Source organism: Xanthomonas bonasiae (genome assembly GCF_017163705.1).
Taxonomy (GTDB): domain Bacteria; phylum Pseudomonadota; class Gammaproteobacteria; order Xanthomonadales; family Xanthomonadaceae; genus Xanthomonas_A; species Xanthomonas_A bonasiae.
This window is the reverse complement of the sequence record NZ_JAFIWB010000035.1, coordinates 1-20,888: the sequence shown is the minus strand read 5'-3', so window position 1 is coordinate 20,888 and position 20,888 is coordinate 1. Positions and strand designations below refer to the sequence as shown.

Sequence of the window (20,888 nt, the reverse complement as noted above, 5' to 3'; positions counted from 1 at the left end):
GCGTTGCATGCGGCCGTGCGCGCGCCTGCGCGGGCGCTGCGCTGGCTTCCCTGTTGCCGTGCGCGCCGCCGGCGGCAACGACCGATGCAGGAACGATCCGATGAACGCACGCTCGACCCGTTGTCTGTACTGGCTGGCCGCCTTGGCGCTGGCGGCACTGCCCGCATCGGCCTGGGCGGAGTTGCAACTGCCGTTGCTGTTCGCCGACGGCGCGGTGCTGCAACGCGATGTGCCGATGCGCGTGTGGGGCTGGGCCACGCCGGGCGCGCGCATCCAGGTGCGCCTGGACGGTGCCGCGGCGACCGCCGTCGCCGCCGCGGACGGGCGCTGGCAGGCGCAGCTGCCGGCGCATGCGGCCGGAGGGCCGTATGTCTTGGAGGTGCAGGGCGACGGTGCGCAACGCCGTCTCGGCGACGTGCTGGTCGGCGACGTGTGGCTGGCCAGCGGCCAGTCCAACATGGAGTGGCCGCTGGCGCAGGCGCGCGACGGCGCGCGCGAGGTGGCCGCGGCGAACGATCCGCAGTTGCGTCATTTCAAGGTGCCCAAGTCGTGGTCGCCGCAGCCGCAGCGACAGCTGGCCGGCGGCGAATGGAAGGCCGCCACGCCGCAGGACGCCGGCGCGTTTTCCGCGGTCGGCTATTTCTTCGCGCGCGAGTTGCGCAGGAGCACCGGGGTGCCGATCGGCATCGTCGACAGCAGCTGGGGCGGCAGCGCGATCGAGGCGTGGATGGATGCCGCAGCGCTGGGCATGGATGCCGCGCAGACCGAGCACAGCATCGCCGCGCTGCAGGCCAAGGACGCGCAGACCCTGGCCGCGGTGCGGCAGCGCATCGCGCGCTGGCCGGCGGTGGCCGATGGCGCCGAACAATGGCGCGCCGCCGACCTGGACGACAGCGACTGGGACCGGATTGCGGTCGATCGCAACTGGGAGGCCAGCGGCTACGACGGCATGGACGGCATCGCCTGGTACCGCACCGCCTTCACCCTCAGCGCGGAGGAGGCCGAGGCCGGCATCACCCTGGGGGTCGGCCAGGTCGACGACTCGGACATCACCTACGTCAACGGCCAGCCGGTCGGGCATACCGAGCAGCGCTGGAACCTGCCGCGCGTGTACCGCGTGCCCGCGGCGGCGCTGCACGCCGGAGTCAACCGCATCGCGGTGCAGGTGACCGACCTCAGCGGCGGTGGCGGCCTGCACGGCGACGACAGCGAACGCTTCGTGCAACTCGGCGACGGCACGAAGCGCCCGTTGCCGGAATGGAAATTCCGTCCGGCCAAGGTGAGCGTGACGCTGGACGACGGCAGGAACCAGCAGCCGACGCTGCTGTACAACCGCATGATCCATCCACTGCAGCCGTTTCCGCTCAAGGGCGTGATCTGGTACCAGGGCGAGAGCAATGCCTACGAAGGCGGCGCGCTGCGCTACCGCGAGCAGTTCGCGACCCTGATCCGCAGCTGGCGCGAGGAACGCGCACAGCCGCAGTTGCCGTTCCTGTGGGTGCAGCTGGCCAACTTCCAGGCAGGCTCCGACAAGGGCGACCTCAGCCCGTGGGCGCAGCTGCGCGAATCGCAGTCCAGGACCTTGGCGCTGCCGGCGACCGCGCAGGCGGTGACCATCGACATCGGCACGCCCGGCGACATCCATCCGACCAACAAGCAGGACGTCGGCCATCGCCTCGCGCTGGCGGCGCGGCATGTGGCCTATGGCGAACAGCTGGTCTACAGCGCGCCGGTATTCGCGCAGGCCGAGTTCGGCCGGCATGCGGTCGCGTTGCGTTTCGATCCGATGGGCAGTGCGCTGGCGATACGCGGTGGTGCCGCGCAGCTGCACGGTTTCAGCGTGGCCGGCGCCGACCGCCGCTTCCATCCGGCGCAGGCGCGCATCGACGGCGACCGGGTGGTGGTGGTCGAAAGCGCCGAAGTGGCGCAACCGCAGGCGGTGCGCTATGCCTGGAGCGAAAACCCGGCCGAGGCCAACCTGGTCAACCGCGAGCAGTTGCCCGTTTCCCCCTTCCGAACCGATACCTGGTGACACGGAGTCCTATCCGCATGCATTCCCTCGCTTCCCGCACGTTCCTCGCACGCCGCCGCTGGCACCCGCTGCTGGCCGCCACGTTCGCGCTTGGCCTGGCGGCGTGCGCGCCCGAGCAGGCGCCGCCCGACGCCGCTGCGGCCAAGCCTGGCGCGGCCAAGCCCGCTGCCGACCAGGCCAGCGTTGCACCGGCGGCGCCGGCGCCGATCCCGCAGCTGGTCAGCAAGGACGGCAAGCACGCGCTGCTGGTGGATGGCGCGCCGTTCCTGATTCTCGGCGCGCAGGTCAACAATTCCAGCAACTATCCCGCCGCCCTGGAAAAGGTGTGGCCGGCGATGCAGTTCCTTGGCCCCAACACCGTGCAGGTGCCGATCGCCTGGGAGCAGGTGGAACCGGAGGAGGGCAAGTTCGATTTCTCCTTCGTCGATACGCTGCTGGCGCAGGCGCGCGCGCACAAGGTGCGGCTGGTGCTGCTGTGGTTCGGCACCTGGAAGAACAACGGGCCGGCCTATACGCCGCACTGGGTCAAGACCGACAACGTGCGTTTCCCGCGGGTCGTCACCCGCGACGGCAAGGCGCTGGGGTCGCTGTCGCCGCTGGCGCCGGCCACGCTGGACGCCGATCGCAAGGCCTTCGTCGCGTTCATGAAGCACCTCAAGCAGGCCGACCCGCAGCGCACCGTGCTGATGGTGCAGCCGGAGAACGAGCCGGGCACCTACGGCAGCGTGCGCGATTTCTCGCCGCTGGCGCAGAAAGCCTTCGACGGACCGGTGCCCGAGGCGCTGCTGCAGAAACTGGGCAAGCAGCCCGGCACCTGGGCCCAGGTGTTCGGCGCCGACGCCGACGAGTTCTTCCACGCCTGGCATATCGGCCACTTCATCGACCAGGTGGCCGCGGCCGGCAAGGCCGAATACCCGTTGCCGATGTACGTCAACGCGGCACTGCGCGGTCCGTTCAATCCCGGCCAGCCCGGCCAGTACGCCAGCGGCGGTCCCACCGACAACGTGCTCGACGTGTGGAAGGCCGCTGCGCCGCACATCGACCTGCTGGCGCCGGACATCTACCTGCCCGACTACACGCCGTACATCACCGTGCTCGATCGCTACGCGCGGCCGGACAACCCGCTGTTCGTCGCCGAGACCGGCAACCGGCCCGAATACGCACGTTACCTGTACGCCGCGCTCGGCCACGACGGCATCGGCTGGTCGACTTTCGGCATCGACTACAGCGGTTATTCGAACTGGCCGCTGGGCGCCAAGAAGGTGGACGAGCCGACCATGGCGCCGTTCGCGCTGGGCTTCAAGGCGGTGGGCATGGGCATGCGCCCGTTCGCCAAGGCCGCCTCCGAAGGCAAGCTGCACGGCACCGCCGAGGAACCCGGCCAGCCGGTGCAGGAGCTGCGGCTCAACGCGCGCTGGAGCGCGACCATCACCTACGGCGTGCCGCAGTTCTGGTTCAAGGGCACGCCGCCCGGCAATCCCGAGCCGACCGGCGCGGCGCTGATCGCCGAACTGGGCCCGGACGAATTCCTGGTCACCGGCTACCACGTGCGGGTGAACCTGCACCCGGCCAGCGAAGCGACCGCCAACATGGTCTACGACCGCGTCGAGGAAGGCTTCTACGATGACACGCAGTGGAAGTTCCAGCGCAACTGGAACGGCGATCAGACCGACTACGGCGTCAATTTCTCCGATGTGCCGCAATTGCTGAAGATCAAGCTGGCCACCTACTGACACCTCGGCGCCGCCAGCGTGCGGCGCCGTCACCCGCTACAGAGGGAGTGAACATGTACAACGCGAACCGTCCCGTCCGCCTGGCGATGAAGCCGCTGCCGCGCCTGCTGGCCTTGTCGCTGGCGCTGCTCGCCGCCGGCGCGAATGCGCAGGAAGTGAAGAAGGACGCCGATGGCGTCACCGTGCGTCCCAGCGCCAAGGGCGCCGCGCCGGTACGGCTGCAGGTGGTGGACAGCGGCATCATCCGCGTCAGCGCCGATCCGGACGGCGATTTCAAGCGCACCCCGAGCCTGATGCGGGTGCCGGTACAGGGCGACACCGCCTACCAGTTCGACGAGCAGGGCGACACGGTGCGGATCAAGACCGCCAAGGTCACCGCGCAGGTGTCCACGCGCGACGGCCATGTCAGTTTCGCCGATGCCGACGGCAAGCCGCTGCTGGCGGAAGTGGCGGGCGGGCGCAGCTTCGCGCCGCTGAAGGTGGAGGGCAAATCCTATCTGAGCACGCGCCAGCGCTTCGCCTCGCCCGACGACGAGGCCTTCTACGGCTTCGGCCAGCACCAGCAGGGCTGGATGAACCAGAAGGGCCACAACGTCGAACTGCTGCAGAGCAATATCGACCTGGCGGTGCCGTACCTGGTGTCCAGCCGCAACTACGGCATCCTGTGGGACAACAATTCGATCACCCGCATGGGCGACCCGCGCGGCCTGCAGCCGCTGCCGGCGTCGCTGAAGCTGTACGACGCCAAGGGCAAGCCGGGCGCGCTGACCGCGCGTTATTCGGTCAACGGCAAGCAGGTGCTGGAGCGCCGCGAGAAGGAGCTCAACTACCAGTACATCAAGGACCTGGCCAAGTTCCCGGCCAAGGCCAAGCCCAGCGACAAGAGCCGCATGCAGGTCAGCTGGGAAGGCGAGATCGAGGCCAGGAGCGGCGGCGAGCACAGCTTCTCGCTGTACTCCAGCGAGTACGCCAAGCTGTGGGTCGACGGCAAGCTGGTGGTCGACCGCTGGCGCCAGAACTGGAACCCGTGGCACAACGAGTTCACCCTCGCGCTGCAGCCGGGCCAGCGCCACAAGATCAAGGTCGAGTGGGACCTGATCGATCCAAGCTACATCGCGCTGCTGCACCGCGACCCGCTGCCGGCGGCCGAGGCCAAGGACCTGTCGCTGTGGTCCGAGGCCGGACAGATGATCGACTACTACTTCGTCGCCGGCGCCGACGCCGACCAGGTCATCGCCGGCTATCGCGAACTGACCGGCAAGGCGGTGCTGCTGCCGAAGTGGGCCTACGGTTTCTGGCAGAGCCGCGAGCGCTACAAGAGCCAGGACGAACTGGTCGCCGCGCTGGCCGAGTACCGCAAGCGCAAGCTGCCGATCGACAACATCGTGCTCGACTGGTCGTACTGGCCGGAGAACGCGTGGGGTTCGCACGACTTCGACAAGGCCCACTTCCCCGATCCGGATGGCATGGTCAAGTCGGTGCACGACATGCACGCGCAGATCATGATCTCGATCTGGCCGAAGTTCTATCCGACCACCGCCAACTACAAGGAACTCGACGCCGCCGGGCACATGTACAGGCGCAACGTCGAAGTCGGCGAACTGGACTGGATCGGCAAGGGCTACAAGAACTCGTTCTACGACCCGTATTCGGCCGACGCGCAGGCGATCTACTGGCGGCAGATCAACGACAAGCTCAACAGCAAGGGCTTCGATGCGTGGTGGATGGATGCCGACGAGCCGGACGTGCACTCCAACCTGGACATCGGCGAGCGCAAGGCGCGCACCACGCCGACCGCGCTCGGCCCGTCCACCGAGTTCTTCAATTCCTACCCGTTGCCGCACACCCACGGCGTCTATGCCGGCGACCGCGCCGCCGACGGCAAGCGCGTGTTCATCCTCTCGCGCAAGGGCTATGCCGGCACCCAGCGCAATGCGGTGGCGGTGTGGAGCGGCGACATCGTCTCGCGCTGGGACGACATGCGCGACCAGATCTCCGCCGGCGTCAACGTCTCCATGTCCGGCCTGCCGAACTGGACCTTCGACATCGGCGGTTTCGCGGTGGAGAAGCGCTACGAGGACCAGGACCCGGCGCACCAGAGCGAATGGCGCGAGCTCAACACGCGCTGGTTCCAGTTCGGCGCGTTCGTGCCGCTGTTCCGCTCGCACGGCCAGTTCCCGTTCCGCGAGATCTGGAACATCGCCCCGGAAGGCACGCCGTACTATGCGAGCATGGCGTACTACAGCCGCCTGCGGTATGCGCTGTTGCCGTACATCTACACGCTCGCCGGCGATACCTATCACCACGACGGGGTGATGATGCGCGGCCTGCCGATGGACTTCCCGCACGATCCCAAGGTCGCCGACATCAACGACGAGTACCTGTTCGGGCCGGCCTTCCTGGTCGCGCCGGTGACCCGTTTCGGCGCCACCTCGCGCCAGGTCTACCTGCCGGCCGGGACCTCGTGGATCGACTTCAACAGCGGCAAGCGCTACGACGGCGGCCAGAGCATCGACGCCGCCGCGCCGCTGGAGCGCATGCCGCTGTTCGTGCGCGCCGGGGCCATCGTGCCCACCACCACCGTGCAGCAATACGTGGACGAGGTGCCGAACGCGCCGCTGACCGTGGTCGTCTACACCGGCGCCGACGGCCAGTTCTCGCTGTACGAGGACGACGGCAAGGGCTATGGCTACGAGAAGGGCGAGTTCAGCCGCATTCCGCTGAGCTGGAACCAGGCCAAGGGCGTGCTGACCATCGGCGCGCGCGAGGGCAGCTGGCCGGGCATGCTGGCCAAGCGCACCATCAACGTGCGCTTCGTCGATGGCGTGCGCGAGGAGACCGGGGCGCTGGAGCCCAAGGCCGACGCCAGCGTGCAATACAGCGGCAAGAGCCTGAGCGTCGCGCGCAAGGCGGCGAAGGGCGCCAAGCGCAACAAGGGCAGCAAGGCGAAGTGATGGCCGAGGTGCGCGGCAACCCGGGCATGGGCGGCGGCGTGACGCGGGCGGCGCTGCGGCGCGTTTGCGGCACGAGCGGTGCCGCTGCGCGCCCGGATTCGGTCCGGGTCCGGTGCGCGCGGGCGGCCTGCACCCGCAGCGCGTGGCGGCGCTGGCGTCCGCCGCATGCGGGCGGGGACGCAAAGTGAGCATCGCGCTGACCCGCCGCGAGCTGTGCAAGGCGATCGGCGGCGGCCTGGTCGCCGGTCTCGCCGTGCCGGGCGCTGCGCTCGCTGCCGATGCCGGTGCCGCGCGCGTGCCGGTACCGGCGACCGCCGCCGAACCTGCCGCGCTGCAGCTGTGGTATCCGCGCCCGGCCACGCAATGGGTGGAGGCGCTGCCGCTCGGCAACGGCCGGCTCGGTGCGATGGTCTGGGGCGGCATCGCCCACGAGCGCCTGCAGTTGAACGAAGACACGCTGTATGCGGGCCAGCCCTACGATGCGACCTCGCCGGAGGCGTTGGCGGCGTTGCCGCAGGTGCGCGCACTGATCTTCGCCGGCCGCTATGCCGAGGCCGAGGCATTGGCCGACGCGACGATGCTGTCGCGCCCGCGCAAGCAGATGCCGTACCAGCCGCTGGCCGACCTGCTGCTCGACTACGACCGTGCCGACGGCATCGACGGCTATCGGCGCGAACTCGATCTGGACACGGCGGTGGCCAGCACCCGCTTTGTCTCGGGCGACGCCACGCATGTCCGCCAGGTGTTCGTCTCGCCGACCGAACAGTGCATCGTGGTGCGCCTGTCCTGCGATCACCCCGGCCGCATCTCGCTGCGCATCGGCATCGACAGCCCGCAGGCCGGCGAGGTCACCGAAGAGCAGGGCGCGTTGCTGTTTGCCGGGCGCAACGCCGGTTTCGCCGGCATCGAGGGGGGACTGCGCTTCGCGTTGCGCGTGCTGCCGCAGGCCACTGGCGGCCAGACCCGCATCGAGCGCGGGCGGATCCGCATCGAAGGCGCCGACGAGGTGGTGCTGCTGCTGACCGCGGCCACCAGCTACCGGCGCTACGACGACGTCGGCGGCGATCCGCTGGCGCTCAGCGCCGCGCAACTGCGCAAGGCGGCGGCGCTGCCCTATGCGCAGTTGCTGCAGCGGCATCTGGCCGAACACCGGCGCCTGTTCCGCCGGGTGGCGATCGACCTGGGCGGCAGCGCTGCCGCGCAGCTGCCTACCGACGAGCGCGTGCAACGCTACGCCGACGGCAACGATCCGGCACTGGCCGCGCTCTACCACCAGTACGGCCGTTACCTGCTGATCAGCAGCTCGCGGCCGGGCAGCCAGCCGGCCAACCTGCAAGGCGTCTGGAACGACCTGATGCAGCCGCCGTGGGAGAGCAAATACACGGTCAACATCAACACCGAGATGAACTACTGGCCCAGCGAGGCCAACGCGCTGCACGAATGCGTGGAACCGCTGGAAGCCATGCTGTTCGATCTCGCCGAAACCGGCGCCCGCACCGCGCGGGCGATGTACGCCGCGCCAGGCTGGGTGGTGCACAACAACACCGACCTGTGGCGCCAGGCCGGGCCGGTCGACGGGGTGAAGTGGAGCCTGTGGCCGATGGGCGGCGTCTGGCTGCTGCAACAGCTGTGGGACCGCTGGGACTACGGCCGCGATCGCGCCTACCTGCAGCGCATCTATCCGCTGTTCAAGGGCGCGGCCGAGTTCTTCGTCGCCACCCTGGTGCGCGATCCGCAGACCGGCGCGATGGTGACCAACCCATCGATGTCGCCGGAGAACCGGCATCCGTTCGGCGCCGCGCTGTGCGCCGGCCCGGCGATGGATGCGCAATTGTTGCGCGATCTTTTTGCGCAGTGCATCAAAATGGGCCGCTTGCTGGGCGTGGACGCGGCCTTCGGCGAGCGCCTGGCGGCGTTGCGCGCGCAGCTGCCGCCGGACCGCATCGGCGACGCCGGGCAGCTGCAGGAGTGGCAGCAGGACTGGGACATGCAGGCCCCGGAAATCCACCATCGCCACGTCTCGCATCTGTATGCGCTGCATCCGTCCAGCCAGATCAACCTGCGCGACACCCCCGAGTTGGCCGCCGCGGCGCGGCGCTCGCTGCAGATCCGCGGTGATAGCGCTACCGGCTGGGGCCTCGGCTGGCGCCTGAACCTGTGGGCGCGACTGCACGACGGCGAGCACGCGCATCGTATTCTGGCGATGCTGCTGGCGCCCGAGCGTACCTATCCGAACCTGTTCGACGCGCATCCGCCGTTCCAGATCGACGGCAACTTCGGCGGCACCGCCGGCATCACCGAAATGCTGCTGCAGAGTTGGGGCGACAGCATCTGGCTGTTGCCGGCGCTGCCGCAGGCCTGGCCGCAGGGGCAGGTGCGCGGGTTGCGCGTGCGCGGCGCGGCCGGCGTCGATCTGGCCTGGCGCGATGGCCGCCTGCAGCATGCGCGACTGAGCAGCGAGCGTGGCGGGCACTACACTTTGGTTTACGGCGGGCAGACCCTGACCGCCGATCTTTCTCCTGGAGCGACGATGGAACTGGGTTTGCACGACGATCGGCTGGTGCGGCAATGAGTCTGTACATCGGCCTGGACGTGGGCACGCAGAGCGTCAAGCTGCTGGCCTACGATGCGGACAGCCGCCGCGTGGTCGCCACGCACGGCCATGCGCTGGAACTGATCAGCCGCGACGACGGCACCCGCGAGCAGCAGGCGCAGTGGTGGATCGACGGCATCGTCGCCTGCTTCGCCGCGCTGACCGCCGAGCAGCGTGCGCAGGTGCGCGCGATTTCGGTGTCCGGGCAGCAGCACGGCTTCGTGCCGGTGGATGCGCAAGGGCAGGTCACCGCACCGGTCAAGCTGTGGTGCGACACCAGCACCCAGCTGGAGTGCGAGGAGATCATGCAGGCCGCCGGCGGCGAACAGCGCTGCGTGGAGCTGGCCGGCAACCCGATCCTGGCCGGCTACACCGCCTCCAAGCTGCCGTGGACGCGCAAGCACCGCAGCGACGCCTACACCGCGATGACCTCGGTGCTGCTGCCGCACGACTACGTCAATTTCTGGCTCACCGGCGAGCGCTACACCGAGTTCGGCGACGCCTCCGGCAGCGGCTGGCTGGACGTGCGCACCCGGCAGTGGTCGGCGCCGCTGCTGCAGGCGATCGATCCGCAGCGCGACCTGGCTGCGGCGCTGCCGCCGCTGGTGCCGACCGAGACCACCTTCGTTCTGTCCGCGGCCGCGGCGCAGACCCTGGGCCTGCCGCGCGACGTGCGCGTGGCCACCGGCGGCGGCGACAACATGATGGCCGCGATCGGCACTGGCAACGTGGTGCCGGGACGGCTGACGATGAGCCTGGGCACCTCCGGCACGCTGTTCGCGTACGCCGATCGTCCGGTGGTCGACGATGCCGCGCGCTGGGCCGCGTTCTGCTCGTCCAGCGGCGGCTGGCTGCCGTTGATCTGCACGATGAACTGCACCGTGGCCACCGAGACCATCTCGCGCCTGTTCGGGATCAAGACCGGGCAGGGCGAGGCCTTGCTCGAGGCCACCGCGCCCGGCGCCGGCGGGCTGGTGTTGCTGCCGTTCTTCAACGGCGAGCGCACCCCGAACCTGCCGGCCGCGCGCGGCTGCATGACCGGCATGGACCTGCACAACACCACGCCGGCGCATTTCTACCGCGCGGCGATGGAAGGCGCCACCTACAGCCTGCGCAACGGCTTCGACGCCTTCGTCGATGCCGGGCTGGCGTTCGATTCGATCTACGTCACCGGCGGCGGCAGCAAGAGCGCCGGCTGGCGGCAGCTGATCGCCGACCTGTTCGGCTTGCCGGTGCACGTGCCGGCGCAGGCGGAGGGGGCCGCGTTCGGCGCCGCGCTGCAGGCGCTGTGGGCCGACGGCCACGCGCAGGGCGACCAGGCCAGCCTGGCCGAGGTCGTGCTGCAGCACCAGCAGGACGAGGCGACGCTGTCGGCGCAGCCCGATCCGCAACGCGGCGCGCAGTACCAGGCGCACTACCAGACCTTCTTGAAGCACTTGCACGCCATTGGCCCGCTCTACGCCGGCTGATCCACTTTTTCCCCCGCAAACGCACACCAGGACTTCGTCATGAGCAACTCCGTCTACATCGGCGCCAAGGAATACTTCCCGGGCATCGGCCGCATCGCGTTCGAAGGCAAGGCCTCGGACAACCCGCTCGCCTTCAAGGTCTACGACGCGAACAAGCGCATCGGCGACAAGACCATGGCCGAGCACCTGCGCTTCGCGGTGGCGTACTGGCACAGCTTCTGCGGCAACGGCGCCGATCCGTTCGGCCCGGGCACGCGCGCCTATCCGTGGGACGCCGGCAACGACGCGTTGGGCCGCGCCGAGGCCAAGGCCGATGCGGCGTTCGAGTTCTTCACCAAGCTCGGCGTGCCGTACTACTGCTTCCACGATATCGACCTGGCGCCGGACGCCGACGAGGTCGGCCAGTACGAGAAGAACCTCAAGCACATGGTCGGCATCGCCAAGCAGCGCCAGGCCGACACCGGCATCAAGCTGTTGTGGGGCACCGCCAACCTGTTCTCGCATCCGCGCTACATGAACGGCGCCTCGACCAATCCCGACTTCGACGTGGTCGCGCGCGCGGCGGTGCAGGTCAAGGCGGCGCTGGAGGCCACGGTCGAGCTGGGCGGGGAGAACTACGTGTTCTGGGGCGGCCGCGAAGGCTATGCCAGCCTGCACAACACGCAGATGAAGCGCGAGCAGGACAACATGGCGCGCTTTCTGACCATCGCCCGCGACTACGGCCGCAGCATCGGCTTCACCGGCAATTTCCTGATCGAGCCCAAGCCGATGGAGCCGATGAAGCACCAGTACGACTTCGACAGCGCCACGGTGATCGGCTTCCTGCGCCAGCACGGCCTGGACCAGGATTTCAAGCTCAACATCGAGGCCAACCACGCCACGCTGTCGGGCCACAGCTTCGAGCACGACCTGCAGGTCGCCAGCGATGCCGGGTTGCTGGGCAGCATCGACGCCAACCGCGGCAACCCGCAGAACGGCTGGGACACCGACCAGTTCCCGACCGACCTGTACGACACGGTCGGGGCGATGCTGGTGGTGCTGCGCCAGGGCGGGCTGGCGCCGGGCGGGCTGAACTTCGACGCCAAGGTGCGGCGCGAGTCGTCCGATCCGCAGGATCTGTTCCTGGCGCACATCGGCGGCATGGACGCGTTCGCGCGCGGGCTGGAAGTGGCCCATGCGCTGTTGACGGCCTCGCCGCTGGAGCAGTGGCGCGCCGAGCGCTACAGCAGCTTCGACAGCGGCGCCGGCGCGGCGTTCGCGGCCGGCAGCAGCACGCTGGCGGACCTGGCGGCGCACGCGGCCAAGGCCGGCGCGCCCAAGCAGGTCAGCGGCCGCCAGGAAGCCTACGAGAACCTGATCAACCAGTACCTGATCCGCTGATGCGCGCGACGGCCGGCGGCACCCTTGCCGCCGGCCGTGCTGTCCTCCCCCGATGGCCGGCTTCCTTTCTGCACGACACCAGGTGACTCAATGTCCAGCGTATCCCTAGACCGCGCCCATGGCGCAGGCGAGAACACGCGCCTCATCATCCTCATCAGTTGCGTCGCCACCATCGGCGGCTTCCTGTTCGGCTTCGACAGCGGCGTGATCAACGGCACCGTCGACGGTCTCAAGCAGACCTTCCATTCCAGCGCCGCCGGCACCGGCTTCGAGGTCGCCTCGATGCTGCTGGGCTGCGCGATCGGCGCGTTCTTCGCCGGCTGGCTGGCCGATCGCCTCGGTCGCCGTGCGGTGCTGATCATCTCCGCGGTGCTGTTCCTGCTGTCGGCGCTCGGCGCCGGCGCTTCGCACAGCTCCGCGTTCTTCGTCTTCGCGCGGGTCATGGGCGGCTTCGCGGTCGGCGCGGCCAGCGTGATGTCGCCGGCCTACATCGCCGAGGTCGCGCCGGCGCGCTATCGCGGGCGCCTGGCCACGGTGCAGCAGATCGCCATCATCAGCGGCCTGTTCACCGCGTTCCTGAGCAACTACGTGCTGGTCAAGCTGGCCAGCGCCTCGACCGAGCCGCTGTGGCTGGGCCAGGCCGCGTGGCGCTGGATGTTCTGGATGCAGGCGTTCCCGTCGCTGCTGTTCCTGCTGCTGTTGCTGGCGATCCCGGAAAGCCCGCGCTACCTGGTGGTCAAGGGCCGCCGCGAGGACGCGCTGGCGGTGCTGACCAAGCTCTACGGCCCGCGCGAGGCGCAGGCCAAGCTGACCGAGATCTCCGCCTCGCTGGCCGCGGATCAGCACAAGCCGAAGCTGTCGGACCTGGTCAGCAAGGTTACCGGCAAGGTGCGTCCGATCGTGTGGATCGGCATCGGCTTGGCCACCTTCCAGCAACTGGTCGGCATCAACGTGGTGTTCTACTACGGCGCGGTGCTGTGGCAGGCGGTGGGCTTCTCCGAAAGCGATTCGTTGTTGATCAACGTGCTGTCCGGCGCGCTGAGCATCGGCGCCTGCCTGATCACGGTGATGCTGATCGACAAGATCGGGCGCAAACCCTTGCTCTGGATCGGTTCGGCCGGCATGGCGGTGTCGCTGGCGCTGGTCACCCTGGCCTTCGCCAGCGCCTCGCTGGACGCGGCGGGCAAGCTGGCGATGTCGCCGGGCATGGGCCGGCTGGCGCTGGTCGCGGCCAACGTCTACGTGATCTTCTTCAACATGTCCTGGGGCCCGGTGATGTGGGTGATGCTGGGCGAAATGTTCCCCAACCAGATCCGCGGCTCCGGCCTGGCGGTGGCGGGCGCGGCGCAGTGGACCTCGAACTTCGCCATCACCGTCTCGTTCCCGATCCTGCTGGGCAGCATCGGCCTGGCAGGCGCCTACGGCATCTACACCGTGGCCGCGTTCGTCTCGGTGTTCTTCGTGCTCAAGTACGTGTACGAGACCAAGGGCCGCGAACTGGAGCAGATGCAGGGCTGAGCGCTGTCGCCGGCGCGGCCCATGCGGCCGCGCCGGCGCACGCGGCGCCGCGCCCGGCGCGATCGCCGGCAGTGCGGCATCGCCTGCGGTTACGCCGCGGCGCCATCGCCCTCCTAGTGGCCGCGCCGGAAAGACCGTCTGCACTTGCCCGGCAGCAGCGCGCTCGCAGTTGCAGGCCTGTGCCGGCAAGCACCATCCCGTCTGCCAGCTGACTGCCGGTCGCAATGCGATGGCGGTCGCACTGCGTCCGCGATATGTTACTTAGTAACATTTTGCCGTGGAGCATTGCAGTGTCTGGTCGCGACTTTCGGTTCGGCTCCGGCTACATCCGCGATTTCCGCTCCGCGCCAAGGCGAGGCCGCGCATGAATCGGCGCGAATGGCTGGGGATGGCGGGCACCGCACTGCTGCTGGCGCCGGCCTGGGCACGCGCCGGATCGCCGCCCAGGCTGACCGGCGGCCACCTGGAAACCGATGACGGGCGCCTGCGTTTGCGCCTGCAGCTCGACGCGACGGTGGACTACCGGGTGTTCGCGCTGTCCGATCCGGAGCGGCTGGTGATCGATCTGCCGGGGATCGCCGCGCCGGCGCCGCCGATCCTGCTGCCGGAACCCGACGCGGTGGTCGCCGCGATCCGCAGCGGGGCGCAGGCCGATGGCCTGCGCATCGTGCTGGACCTGCGCCGGCCGGTCACCGCCAGCGCGCACTGGGACACCGATGCGGGGGTGTCGCCACGGTTGCTGCTCGATCTCGGACCGGCCGACGCCGCGGCTGCCGCGCCCGTTGCCGCGCTCGTCGTGTCGCCGCGCACCGCGATCGCGAGGCCGTCGCGGCCGCGCGTGGTCGCCATCGATGCCGGCCATGGCGGCAAGGACCCGGGCGCGGTCAGCGCCGATGCCCGCTACGAAAAGCACGTGGCGATGGCCGTGGCCGGGCGCCTGTACCACGCGCTGCAGGCCGACCCGCGCTACCGGCCGACCCTGATCCGCAGCGACGACCGTTTCGTGCCGCTGCACGAGCGGGTGGTGATCGCGCACCAGCGCAAGGCCGATCTGTTCGTGTCGATCCATGCCGATGCGGCGCCCAACCGCAGCGCGCAGGGCGCTTCGGTGTATGCGCTGTCGGAGACCGGCGCCAGCTCGGCGCTGGCGCGCTGGATCGCCGACAGCGAGAACAGCGCCGACCAGTACGGCAACGTCGCCGAGCGCTATCTGCGGCAGAAGGACCCGGTGCTGTCGAAGGTGCTGGTGGACCTGTCGATGAGCGGCACCATCGCCACCAGCCTGCAGTTCGGCAAGCACATGCTCGGGCGCCTGCAGCAGGTCACCCGGCTGCACCAGGGCGATGTCGGCCAGGCCGGCTTCGCGGTGCTCAAATCGCCGGACATTCCGTCGTTGCTGGTGGAGACCGGCTTCATGAGCAACGCCGACGATTGCCGCCGCCTGGTCAGCGACCGCCACCAGGAGGAACTGGCGCAGTCGCTGCAGTTGGGCATCGACGACTATTTCCAGGCGTTTCCGGTGCATGCCTGAGCCGCTGCCGGCGCATGGCGCCGCCGCTGCATTCCTTTCCCTTTGCTGGCCTTGCCAATCCGATGAACCTGCCGATTCCACCGCCGTTGCCCGACGTCGCGAGCAGCGAACCGTCCACGATCGTCGCGCCGCTGCACTGGGTCGGCATGGACGGCATCGCCTTGCCGGTCCGCCTGTGCGACACGGCCGACACCGAGCCGCTGCCGGCGCAGGCGGCGCTGCATGTCGATCTGCCGGCGGCGCAGGTCAAGGGCATCCACATGTCGCGGCTGTACCGGCTGCTGGACGAGCATGCGCGGCAGCCGCTGTCGCCGTCGCGGCTGGCGCAACTGCTGCACGCGATGGTGCACAGCCATGCCGACTGCGCCTCCACCGCGGCGCGGGTCGGCTTGCGCCTGTCCCTGCTGCGGCGCAGCCCGGCGCTGCGCAGCGAAGGCCTGGCCGGCTGGAAGGCGTATCCGTTGCGGATCGACGCGCTGCTGCGCGGCGCCAGCGTGCGCATCGAGGTCGGGGTGGAGGTGGTCTATTCCTCCACCTGCCCGTGTTCGGCGGCGCTGGCCCGGCAATTGCTCAGTGCGGCGTTCCTGCAGCAGCATGCCGGGCAGCCGTCGCTGCAGCGCGAGGCCGTGGCGGACTGGCTGCTGCGGCACGGCAGCCATGCCACCCCGCACAGCCAGCGCAGCATCGCCACGCTGCGCGTGGCGGTGTCGCCGCGCGCGGTGCGCTTCGACCTGGACGCACTGATCGCGCTGGCCGAGCAGGCCCTGGCCACGCCGGTGCAGGCCGCGGTGCGGCGCGCCGACGAACAGGCCTTCGCCCGCCTCAACGGCGCCAACCTGATGTACGTGGAGGACGCCGCGCGGCGCCTGCAGCAGGCGCTGGGTGCGCGCTACCAGAGCGTGCGGGTGCAGGTGCGGCACCTGGAGAGCCTGCACCCGCACGACGCGGTGGCCGAGGCCGGGGCTCCCGAGCGCGGATATGGCGATCCGGACCCGTTCGCGGCGGGCGAGGGCGCCCGATGATCCGCTGCAATCCGCGCGGCGACCTGCCGGTGGTCGACGAGAGCGCGTTCGTCGATCCCACCGCCATCCTGTGCGGGCGGGTCGTGGTCGCCGCGCACGTGTTCATCGGCCCGTATGCGGTGATCCGCGCCGACGAGACCACCGCCGACGGCGATATCGAGCCGATCCACATCGGCGCCTACGCCAATATCCAGGACGGGGTGGTGATCCACTCCAAGGCCGGCGCGGCGGTGCTGATCGGCGCGCGCACCTCGATCGCGCACCGCGCCATCGTGCACGGGCCGTGCACGGTCGGCGAGCGCGTGTTCATCGGCTTCAACAGCGTGCTGTTCAATTGCGAGGTCGGCGACGGCTGCGTGGTCCGGCACAACGCCGTGGTCGACGGCTGCGATCTGCCGCCGGGGTTCTACGTGCCCTCGACCGAGCGCATCGGGCCGCGCACCGACCTGTCGAAGATCGCGCGGGTCAGCGTCGCGGCCAGCGAATTCTCCGAGGAGGTGGCCGCGACCAACATCCGCCTGGTCGAGGGCTACCGGCGCCTGCGCAACCAGTGGTGAGCGCACCCGGTGCGGGGCCGGCCCCACAACGCAAAAGCCCCGCCAGGGCGGGGCTTTTGTGGTTTTCGCTGCAGGCGAGGCGGCCATGGTGCTCCCTAGGGGGCTCGAACCCCTGTTTTAGCCTTGAGAGGGCCACGTCCTAACCATTAGACGAAGGGAGCAGGTTGGTCGCATCGATTGCAGGGCGCTAGTATATGGGGCTAGCCGCCCGGCGGCAATCCCGCAACTCGATACGGAAGCGCCATCATCAATCCGCCAGTTCCTGTGCCGTTCACCCTGCAACTGATCCCGCGCGATCAGCACAACGTCTCGCGCAAGGACATCAGTCCCAATGCGTTGCGCGTGCTGTACCGGCTGCGCGAAGCCGGCTTCGGCGCGTACCTGGTCGGCGGCGCGGTCCGCGACCTGCTGGTCGAGCTGCAGCCCAAGGACTTCGACGTCGCCACCGACGCCACCCCCGAACAGGTCAAGCAGCTGTTCCGCAACTGCCGCCTGATCGGCCGCCGCTTCCGTCTGGCGCACGTGGTCTACGGCCGCGAGATCATCGAAGTGGCCACGTTCCGCGCCAACGTCGACGACGGCAGCGGCGACCGCGAGCTCGACAACGGCCGGCTGGTCCGCGACAACGTCTACGGCAGCATCGAGGACGACGCCGTACGCCGCGACTTCACCTGCAACGCGTTGTACTACGCGATCGAGGATTTCTCGGTGCGCGACTACACCGGCGGCTTCGCCGACGTGCAGGCGCGGCTGATGCGCATGATCGGCGACCCCGAGCAGCGCTATCGCGAAGACCCGGTGCGCATGCTGCGCGCGGTGCGCCTGGCCGCCAAGCTGGACTTCGAGATCGAGCCGAGCACCGCCGAACCGATCCCGCGCCTGGCCGGGCTGCTGGCCGAAGCGGCGCCGGCACGGCTGTTCGAGGAAGTGCTCAAGCTGTTCCTGTCCGGCGACGGCGTGGCCAGCTTCGAAGGCCTGGAGCGCTACGGCCTGCTCGCCGCGCTGTTCCCGGAAAGCGCCGCGGCGCTCCATTCCAACCGCAGCGGCGCGCTGCGGCGGATGCTGATCGAAGGCCTGCGCAACACCGATGCGCGGGTGGCCAACGACGAGCCGGTGTCGCCGGCGTTCCTGTTCGCGCTGCTGCTGTGGCCGGCCTACTGCCGCGCGCTGATGGCGCTGCAGAAGCAGGGCATGCAGCTGGAGGAGGCGCAGCGCCGCGCCGCCGACCGGGTGACCCTGCACCAGCTGAGCACGGTCGCGCTGCCGCGGCGCTTCTCGCTGCCGATGCAGGAGATCTGGCTGCTGCAGTCGCGCTTCACCTCGCGCCAGAAGAAGCGGGTGGTGCGCACGCTGTCGCATCCGCGCTTCCGCGCCGCATTCGATTTCCTGATCCTGCGCCAGTCGGCCTCGGCCGAGCACGAGGCCGACATCGCCTATTGGCGCGAGCTGCAGCAGCAGCCCGGCTACGCGCCGCCGCCGCGCGGCTTCGATCCGGAGATCGACTACGTCGGCGACGAGGTGGCGATGGCCCCGGCCGACAGCGAGGAAACCCCCAAGCGCCGCCGGCGCCGGCGCCGGCGTCCGGATGCCGCCGCACCGGCCGAGTGAGCGCCTCGCCTGGTCCGGCGCCGGTGCAGGCCTGCATCGGCCTGGGCGGCAACCTCGGCGATGCGGTCGCGACCCTGCGCGCGGCCATCGCCGAGCTGGACACCCTGCCGCACACGCGCCTGCTGCGCGCCTCGCAGCTGTACCGCAGCCCGGCCTGGGGCAACCAGGCGCAGCCGGACTTCATCAATGCCGCGGCCGTGCTGAGCACCGCGCTGCCGGCGTTGGAGCTGCTGCAGGCGCTGCTGGCGCTGGAAGCCCGCCACGGCCGCCAGCGCGCGCCCGGCGAGCGCTGGGGCCCGCGCACCCTGGACCTGGACCTGCTTTTGTACGGCGACGCGGTGATCGACCTGCCCGGGCTGCAGGTGCCGCACCCGCACCTGCACCAGCGCGGCTTCGCCTTGCTGCCGTTGGCCGAGATCGCCGCCGAGGCGAGCATCCCCGGCCATGGAACGGTGCGTGACATACGCGACCGCATCGAAACCGACGGGATCGTGGCAATCGGTAGATAATGCCCGGCTTATCACCGCACCGCATGAGCTTATGAGCAGCCACGCCGACAGCAAGCCCTGGACCGTTCCCGCCCTGGCCGAGGCCAAGCGCCGCCAGCAGAAACTGGTGATGCTGACCGCCTACGATGCCGGCTTCGCGCGCGCGTTCGACGCCAACGGCGTGGACCTGATCCTGATCGGCGATTCGCTGGGCATGGTGGTGCAGGGCCATGATTCGACCCTGCCGGTGACCGTGGACGACATCGTCTACCACACCGCCGCGGTGGCACGGGTGCTGCAGCGCGCGCTGCTGGTGGCCGACCTGCCGTTCCAGTCCGACGCCACCCCCGAGCGCGCGCTGGACGCATCGACCCGGCTGCTGCAGGCCGGCGCGGAGATGGTCAAGCTGGAGGGCGCCGGGCACAAGCTGGAGGTGATCCGCTTCCTCAGCGAGCGCGACATCCCGGTGTGTTCGCACCTGGGCCTGACCCCGCAGTCGGTGCTGACCTTCGGCGGCTACAAGATCCAGGGCCGCGAGGAAGCCGCCGCGGCCAAGCTGCTCGCCGACGCCAAGGCGGTGGCTGCGGCCGGCGCCGCGCTGCTGGTGCTGGAATGCGTGCCGTCGCCGCTGGCCGCGCGGATCACCGCGGCGATCGACATCCCCACCATCGGCATCGGCGCCGGCCCCGACTGCGACGGCCAGGTGCTGGTGCTGCACGACTTCCTGGGCCTGGACAGCGGCCACCGGCGGCCGCGCTTCGTCAAGGATTTCCTGGCCGAAGGCGGCTCCATCGCCGGCGCCGTGCGCGCCTACGCCGACGCCGTGCGCGCCGGTACCTTCCCCGACGCCGAACACGCCTACGCCAAATGATCGAAACCATCACCGACCTGGCCCGGCTGCGCGCCGTCGTTTCCGGCTGGAAGCGGCAGGGCCTGCGCGTGGCCTTCGTGCCGACCATGGGCAACCTGCATGCCGGGCATTTCTCGCTGGTGATGCTGGCCCGGCAGTACGCCGACCGGGTGGTGTCCAGCGTGTTCGTCAACCCGACCCAGTTCGGCCCGAACGAGGACTTCACCCGCTACCCGCGCACCCCCGAGGCCGACACCAGCGGCCTGGAAGGCGCCGGCTGCGACGTGCTGTGGCTGCCGACGGTGGAGAGCATGTACCCGCTGGGCGTGGAGCTGGCGCTGCGCATGCACACGCCCGGCGTCAGCGAAGTGCTGGAAGGCGCCTGCCGGCCGGGGCATTTCGACGGCGTGTGCACTGTTGTCGCGCGCCTGTTCAACCAGGTGCAGCCGGACCTGGCCGCGTTCGGCAAGAAGGACTACCAGCAACTGGCGGTGATCCGGCAGATGGTCGCCGACCTGGCGTTCCCGATCGAGATCCTGGGCGGCGGCATCGTGCGCGAGGCCGACGGCCTGGCGATGAGCTCGCGCAACCAGTACCTGACGGCCGAAGAGCGGCCGCGCGCGGCGCAGATCCGCCAGACCCTGCTGGCGATGCGCGACGGGCATGTCGCCGGGCAGCCGCGCGCCGCGATCGAGGCGGCGGCGACCAGGCAGTTGCAGGAGGTCGGCTTCGAGGTCGACTACACCGTGCTGCGCCTGCCCGACCTGAGCGAGCCGCACGACCAGGACGGCCCGCGCGTGGCCTTGATCGCCGCGCGCCTGGGGCGGACCCGGTTGATCGACAATCTGGAGTTCTGAGCGCGGTAGCCGATGGCGGTCGCTCCCAGCGGGAATCGCGGTCAGGCAACTGGGTGGATTGTGGGAGGAACTTCGTTTCCGACCCTGTCCGAAGTCGTTAGCCTCGCCACTTCGCTTGTCGCGACTGAAGTCGCTCCCACACGGGCTTGCGGTGAGCCGGCCGGGTGCACTGTAGGAGGGGCTTCAGCCCCGACTGTGTGCGAAGCCGTCAGGCCTGCCGCTTCGTTCGTCGCGGCTGAAGCCGCTCCTGCAGGGGCTTGCGGCGAGTCGGTCGGGTGCACTGTAGGAGGGGCTTC

The 20,888-nt window shown here is 69.7% G+C and carries 14 protein-coding genes and 1 tRNA gene; 14 read left to right on the top strand and 1 reads right to left on the bottom strand.

The features are described from left to right. Window positions 1-100: 100 nt before the first annotated feature. The 10 genes from JR064_RS20910 (at window position 101) to JR064_RS20865 (ending at window position 16,789) form a co-directional block, all read left to right on the top strand. Window positions 101-2,032 carry a sialate O-acetylesterase gene (locus JR064_RS20910; protein ID WP_206231014.1) on the top strand — a complete coding sequence of 644 codons (1,932 nt, stop codon included), beginning with the start codon at window positions 101-103 and terminating at the stop codon, window positions 2,030-2,032. A gap of 11 nt (window positions 2,033-2,043) precedes the next feature. Beyond that, the gene (locus tag JR064_RS20905) at window positions 2,044-3,765 is read left to right on the top strand and encodes a DUF5597 domain-containing protein (protein WP_425510322.1); all 1,722 of its coding nucleotides are present in this window, start codon (window positions 2,044-2,046) and stop codon (window positions 3,763-3,765) included. A gap of 53 nt (window positions 3,766-3,818) precedes the next feature. Further along, window positions 3,819-6,719: a TIM-barrel domain-containing protein gene (locus JR064_RS20900; RefSeq protein WP_206231012.1), complete on the top strand. Its 2,901-nt coding sequence runs from the start codon at window positions 3,819-3,821 to the stop codon at window positions 6,717-6,719. Window positions 6,720-6,903: 184 nt separating this feature from the next. Further along, window positions 6,904-9,291 (top strand): glycosyl hydrolase family 95 catalytic domain-containing protein, encoded by a 2,388-nt coding sequence (locus JR064_RS20895; RefSeq protein WP_206231011.1) that lies wholly within the window; start codon window positions 6,904-6,906, stop codon window positions 9,289-9,291. After that, the gene (gene xylB, locus JR064_RS20890) at window positions 9,288-10,781 is read left to right on the top strand and encodes a xylulokinase (RefSeq protein WP_191826964.1); all 1,494 of its coding nucleotides are present in this window, start codon (window positions 9,288-9,290) and stop codon (window positions 10,779-10,781) included. The genes JR064_RS20895 and xylB overlap by 4 nt, the downstream gene beginning before the upstream one ends. A gap of 39 nt (window positions 10,782-10,820) precedes the next feature. Further along, window positions 10,821-12,161 (top strand): xylose isomerase, encoded by a 1,341-nt coding sequence (xylA, locus tag JR064_RS20885; RefSeq protein WP_206231010.1) that lies wholly within the window; start codon window positions 10,821-10,823, stop codon window positions 12,159-12,161. A gap of 90 nt (window positions 12,162-12,251) precedes the next feature. Continuing rightward, window positions 12,252-13,679 carry a sugar porter family MFS transporter gene (locus tag JR064_RS20880; protein ID WP_191826995.1) on the top strand — a complete coding sequence of 476 codons (1,428 nt, stop codon included), beginning with the start codon at window positions 12,252-12,254 and terminating at the stop codon, window positions 13,677-13,679. Between the two features lie 364 nt (window positions 13,680-14,043). Further along, complete coding sequence (locus JR064_RS20875; protein WP_206231009.1) at window positions 14,044-15,210, top strand: N-acetylmuramoyl-L-alanine amidase; 1,167 nt, start codon at window positions 14,044-14,046, stop codon at window positions 15,208-15,210. A 74-nt stretch (window positions 15,211-15,284) separates the two neighbouring features. Continuing rightward, window positions 15,285-16,232: a GTP cyclohydrolase FolE2 gene (gene folE2, locus JR064_RS20870; protein ID WP_206231023.1), complete on the top strand. Its 948-nt coding sequence runs from the start codon at window positions 15,285-15,287 to the stop codon at window positions 16,230-16,232. Next, window positions 16,229-16,789 (top strand): gamma carbonic anhydrase family protein, encoded by a 561-nt coding sequence (locus JR064_RS20865; RefSeq protein WP_206231008.1) that lies wholly within the window; start codon window positions 16,229-16,231, stop codon window positions 16,787-16,789. The genes folE2 and JR064_RS20865 overlap by 4 nt, the downstream gene beginning before the upstream one ends. An 86-nt stretch (window positions 16,790-16,875) precedes the next feature. On the opposite strand, the gene JR064_RS20860 is transcribed toward JR064_RS20865, so the two are convergent. After that, window positions 16,876-16,950: transfer RNA gene (locus tag JR064_RS20860), tRNA-Glu, on the bottom strand. A gap of 103 nt (window positions 16,951-17,053) precedes the next feature. Here JR064_RS20860 and pcnB point away from each other — a divergent pair. The 4 genes from pcnB to panC are packed head-to-tail and all read left to right on the top strand — an operon-like array spanning window position 17,054 to window position 20,592. Next, complete coding sequence (gene pcnB, locus JR064_RS20855; protein WP_237651029.1) at window positions 17,054-18,397, top strand: polynucleotide adenylyltransferase PcnB; 1,344 nt, start codon at window positions 17,054-17,056, stop codon at window positions 18,395-18,397. After that, on the top strand, window positions 18,394-18,906 hold the full coding sequence (folK, locus tag JR064_RS20850; RefSeq protein ID WP_179564257.1) for a 2-amino-4-hydroxy-6-hydroxymethyldihydropteridine diphosphokinase: 513 nt from the start codon (window positions 18,394-18,396) through the stop codon (window positions 18,904-18,906). Before pcnB ends, folK begins: the two co-directional genes overlap by 4 nt. Window positions 18,907-18,937: 31 nt before the next feature. Beyond that, window positions 18,938-19,756, top strand: coding sequence for a 3-methyl-2-oxobutanoate hydroxymethyltransferase (gene panB, locus JR064_RS20845; RefSeq protein ID WP_206231007.1), 819 nt, complete (start codon window positions 18,938-18,940; stop codon window positions 19,754-19,756). Continuing rightward, window positions 19,753-20,592 carry a pantoate--beta-alanine ligase gene (gene panC / locus JR064_RS20840; protein WP_206231006.1) on the top strand — a complete coding sequence of 280 codons (840 nt, stop codon included), beginning with the start codon at window positions 19,753-19,755 and terminating at the stop codon, window positions 20,590-20,592. The genes panB and panC overlap by 4 nt, the downstream gene beginning before the upstream one ends. Window positions 20,593-20,888 lie beyond the last annotated feature (296 nt).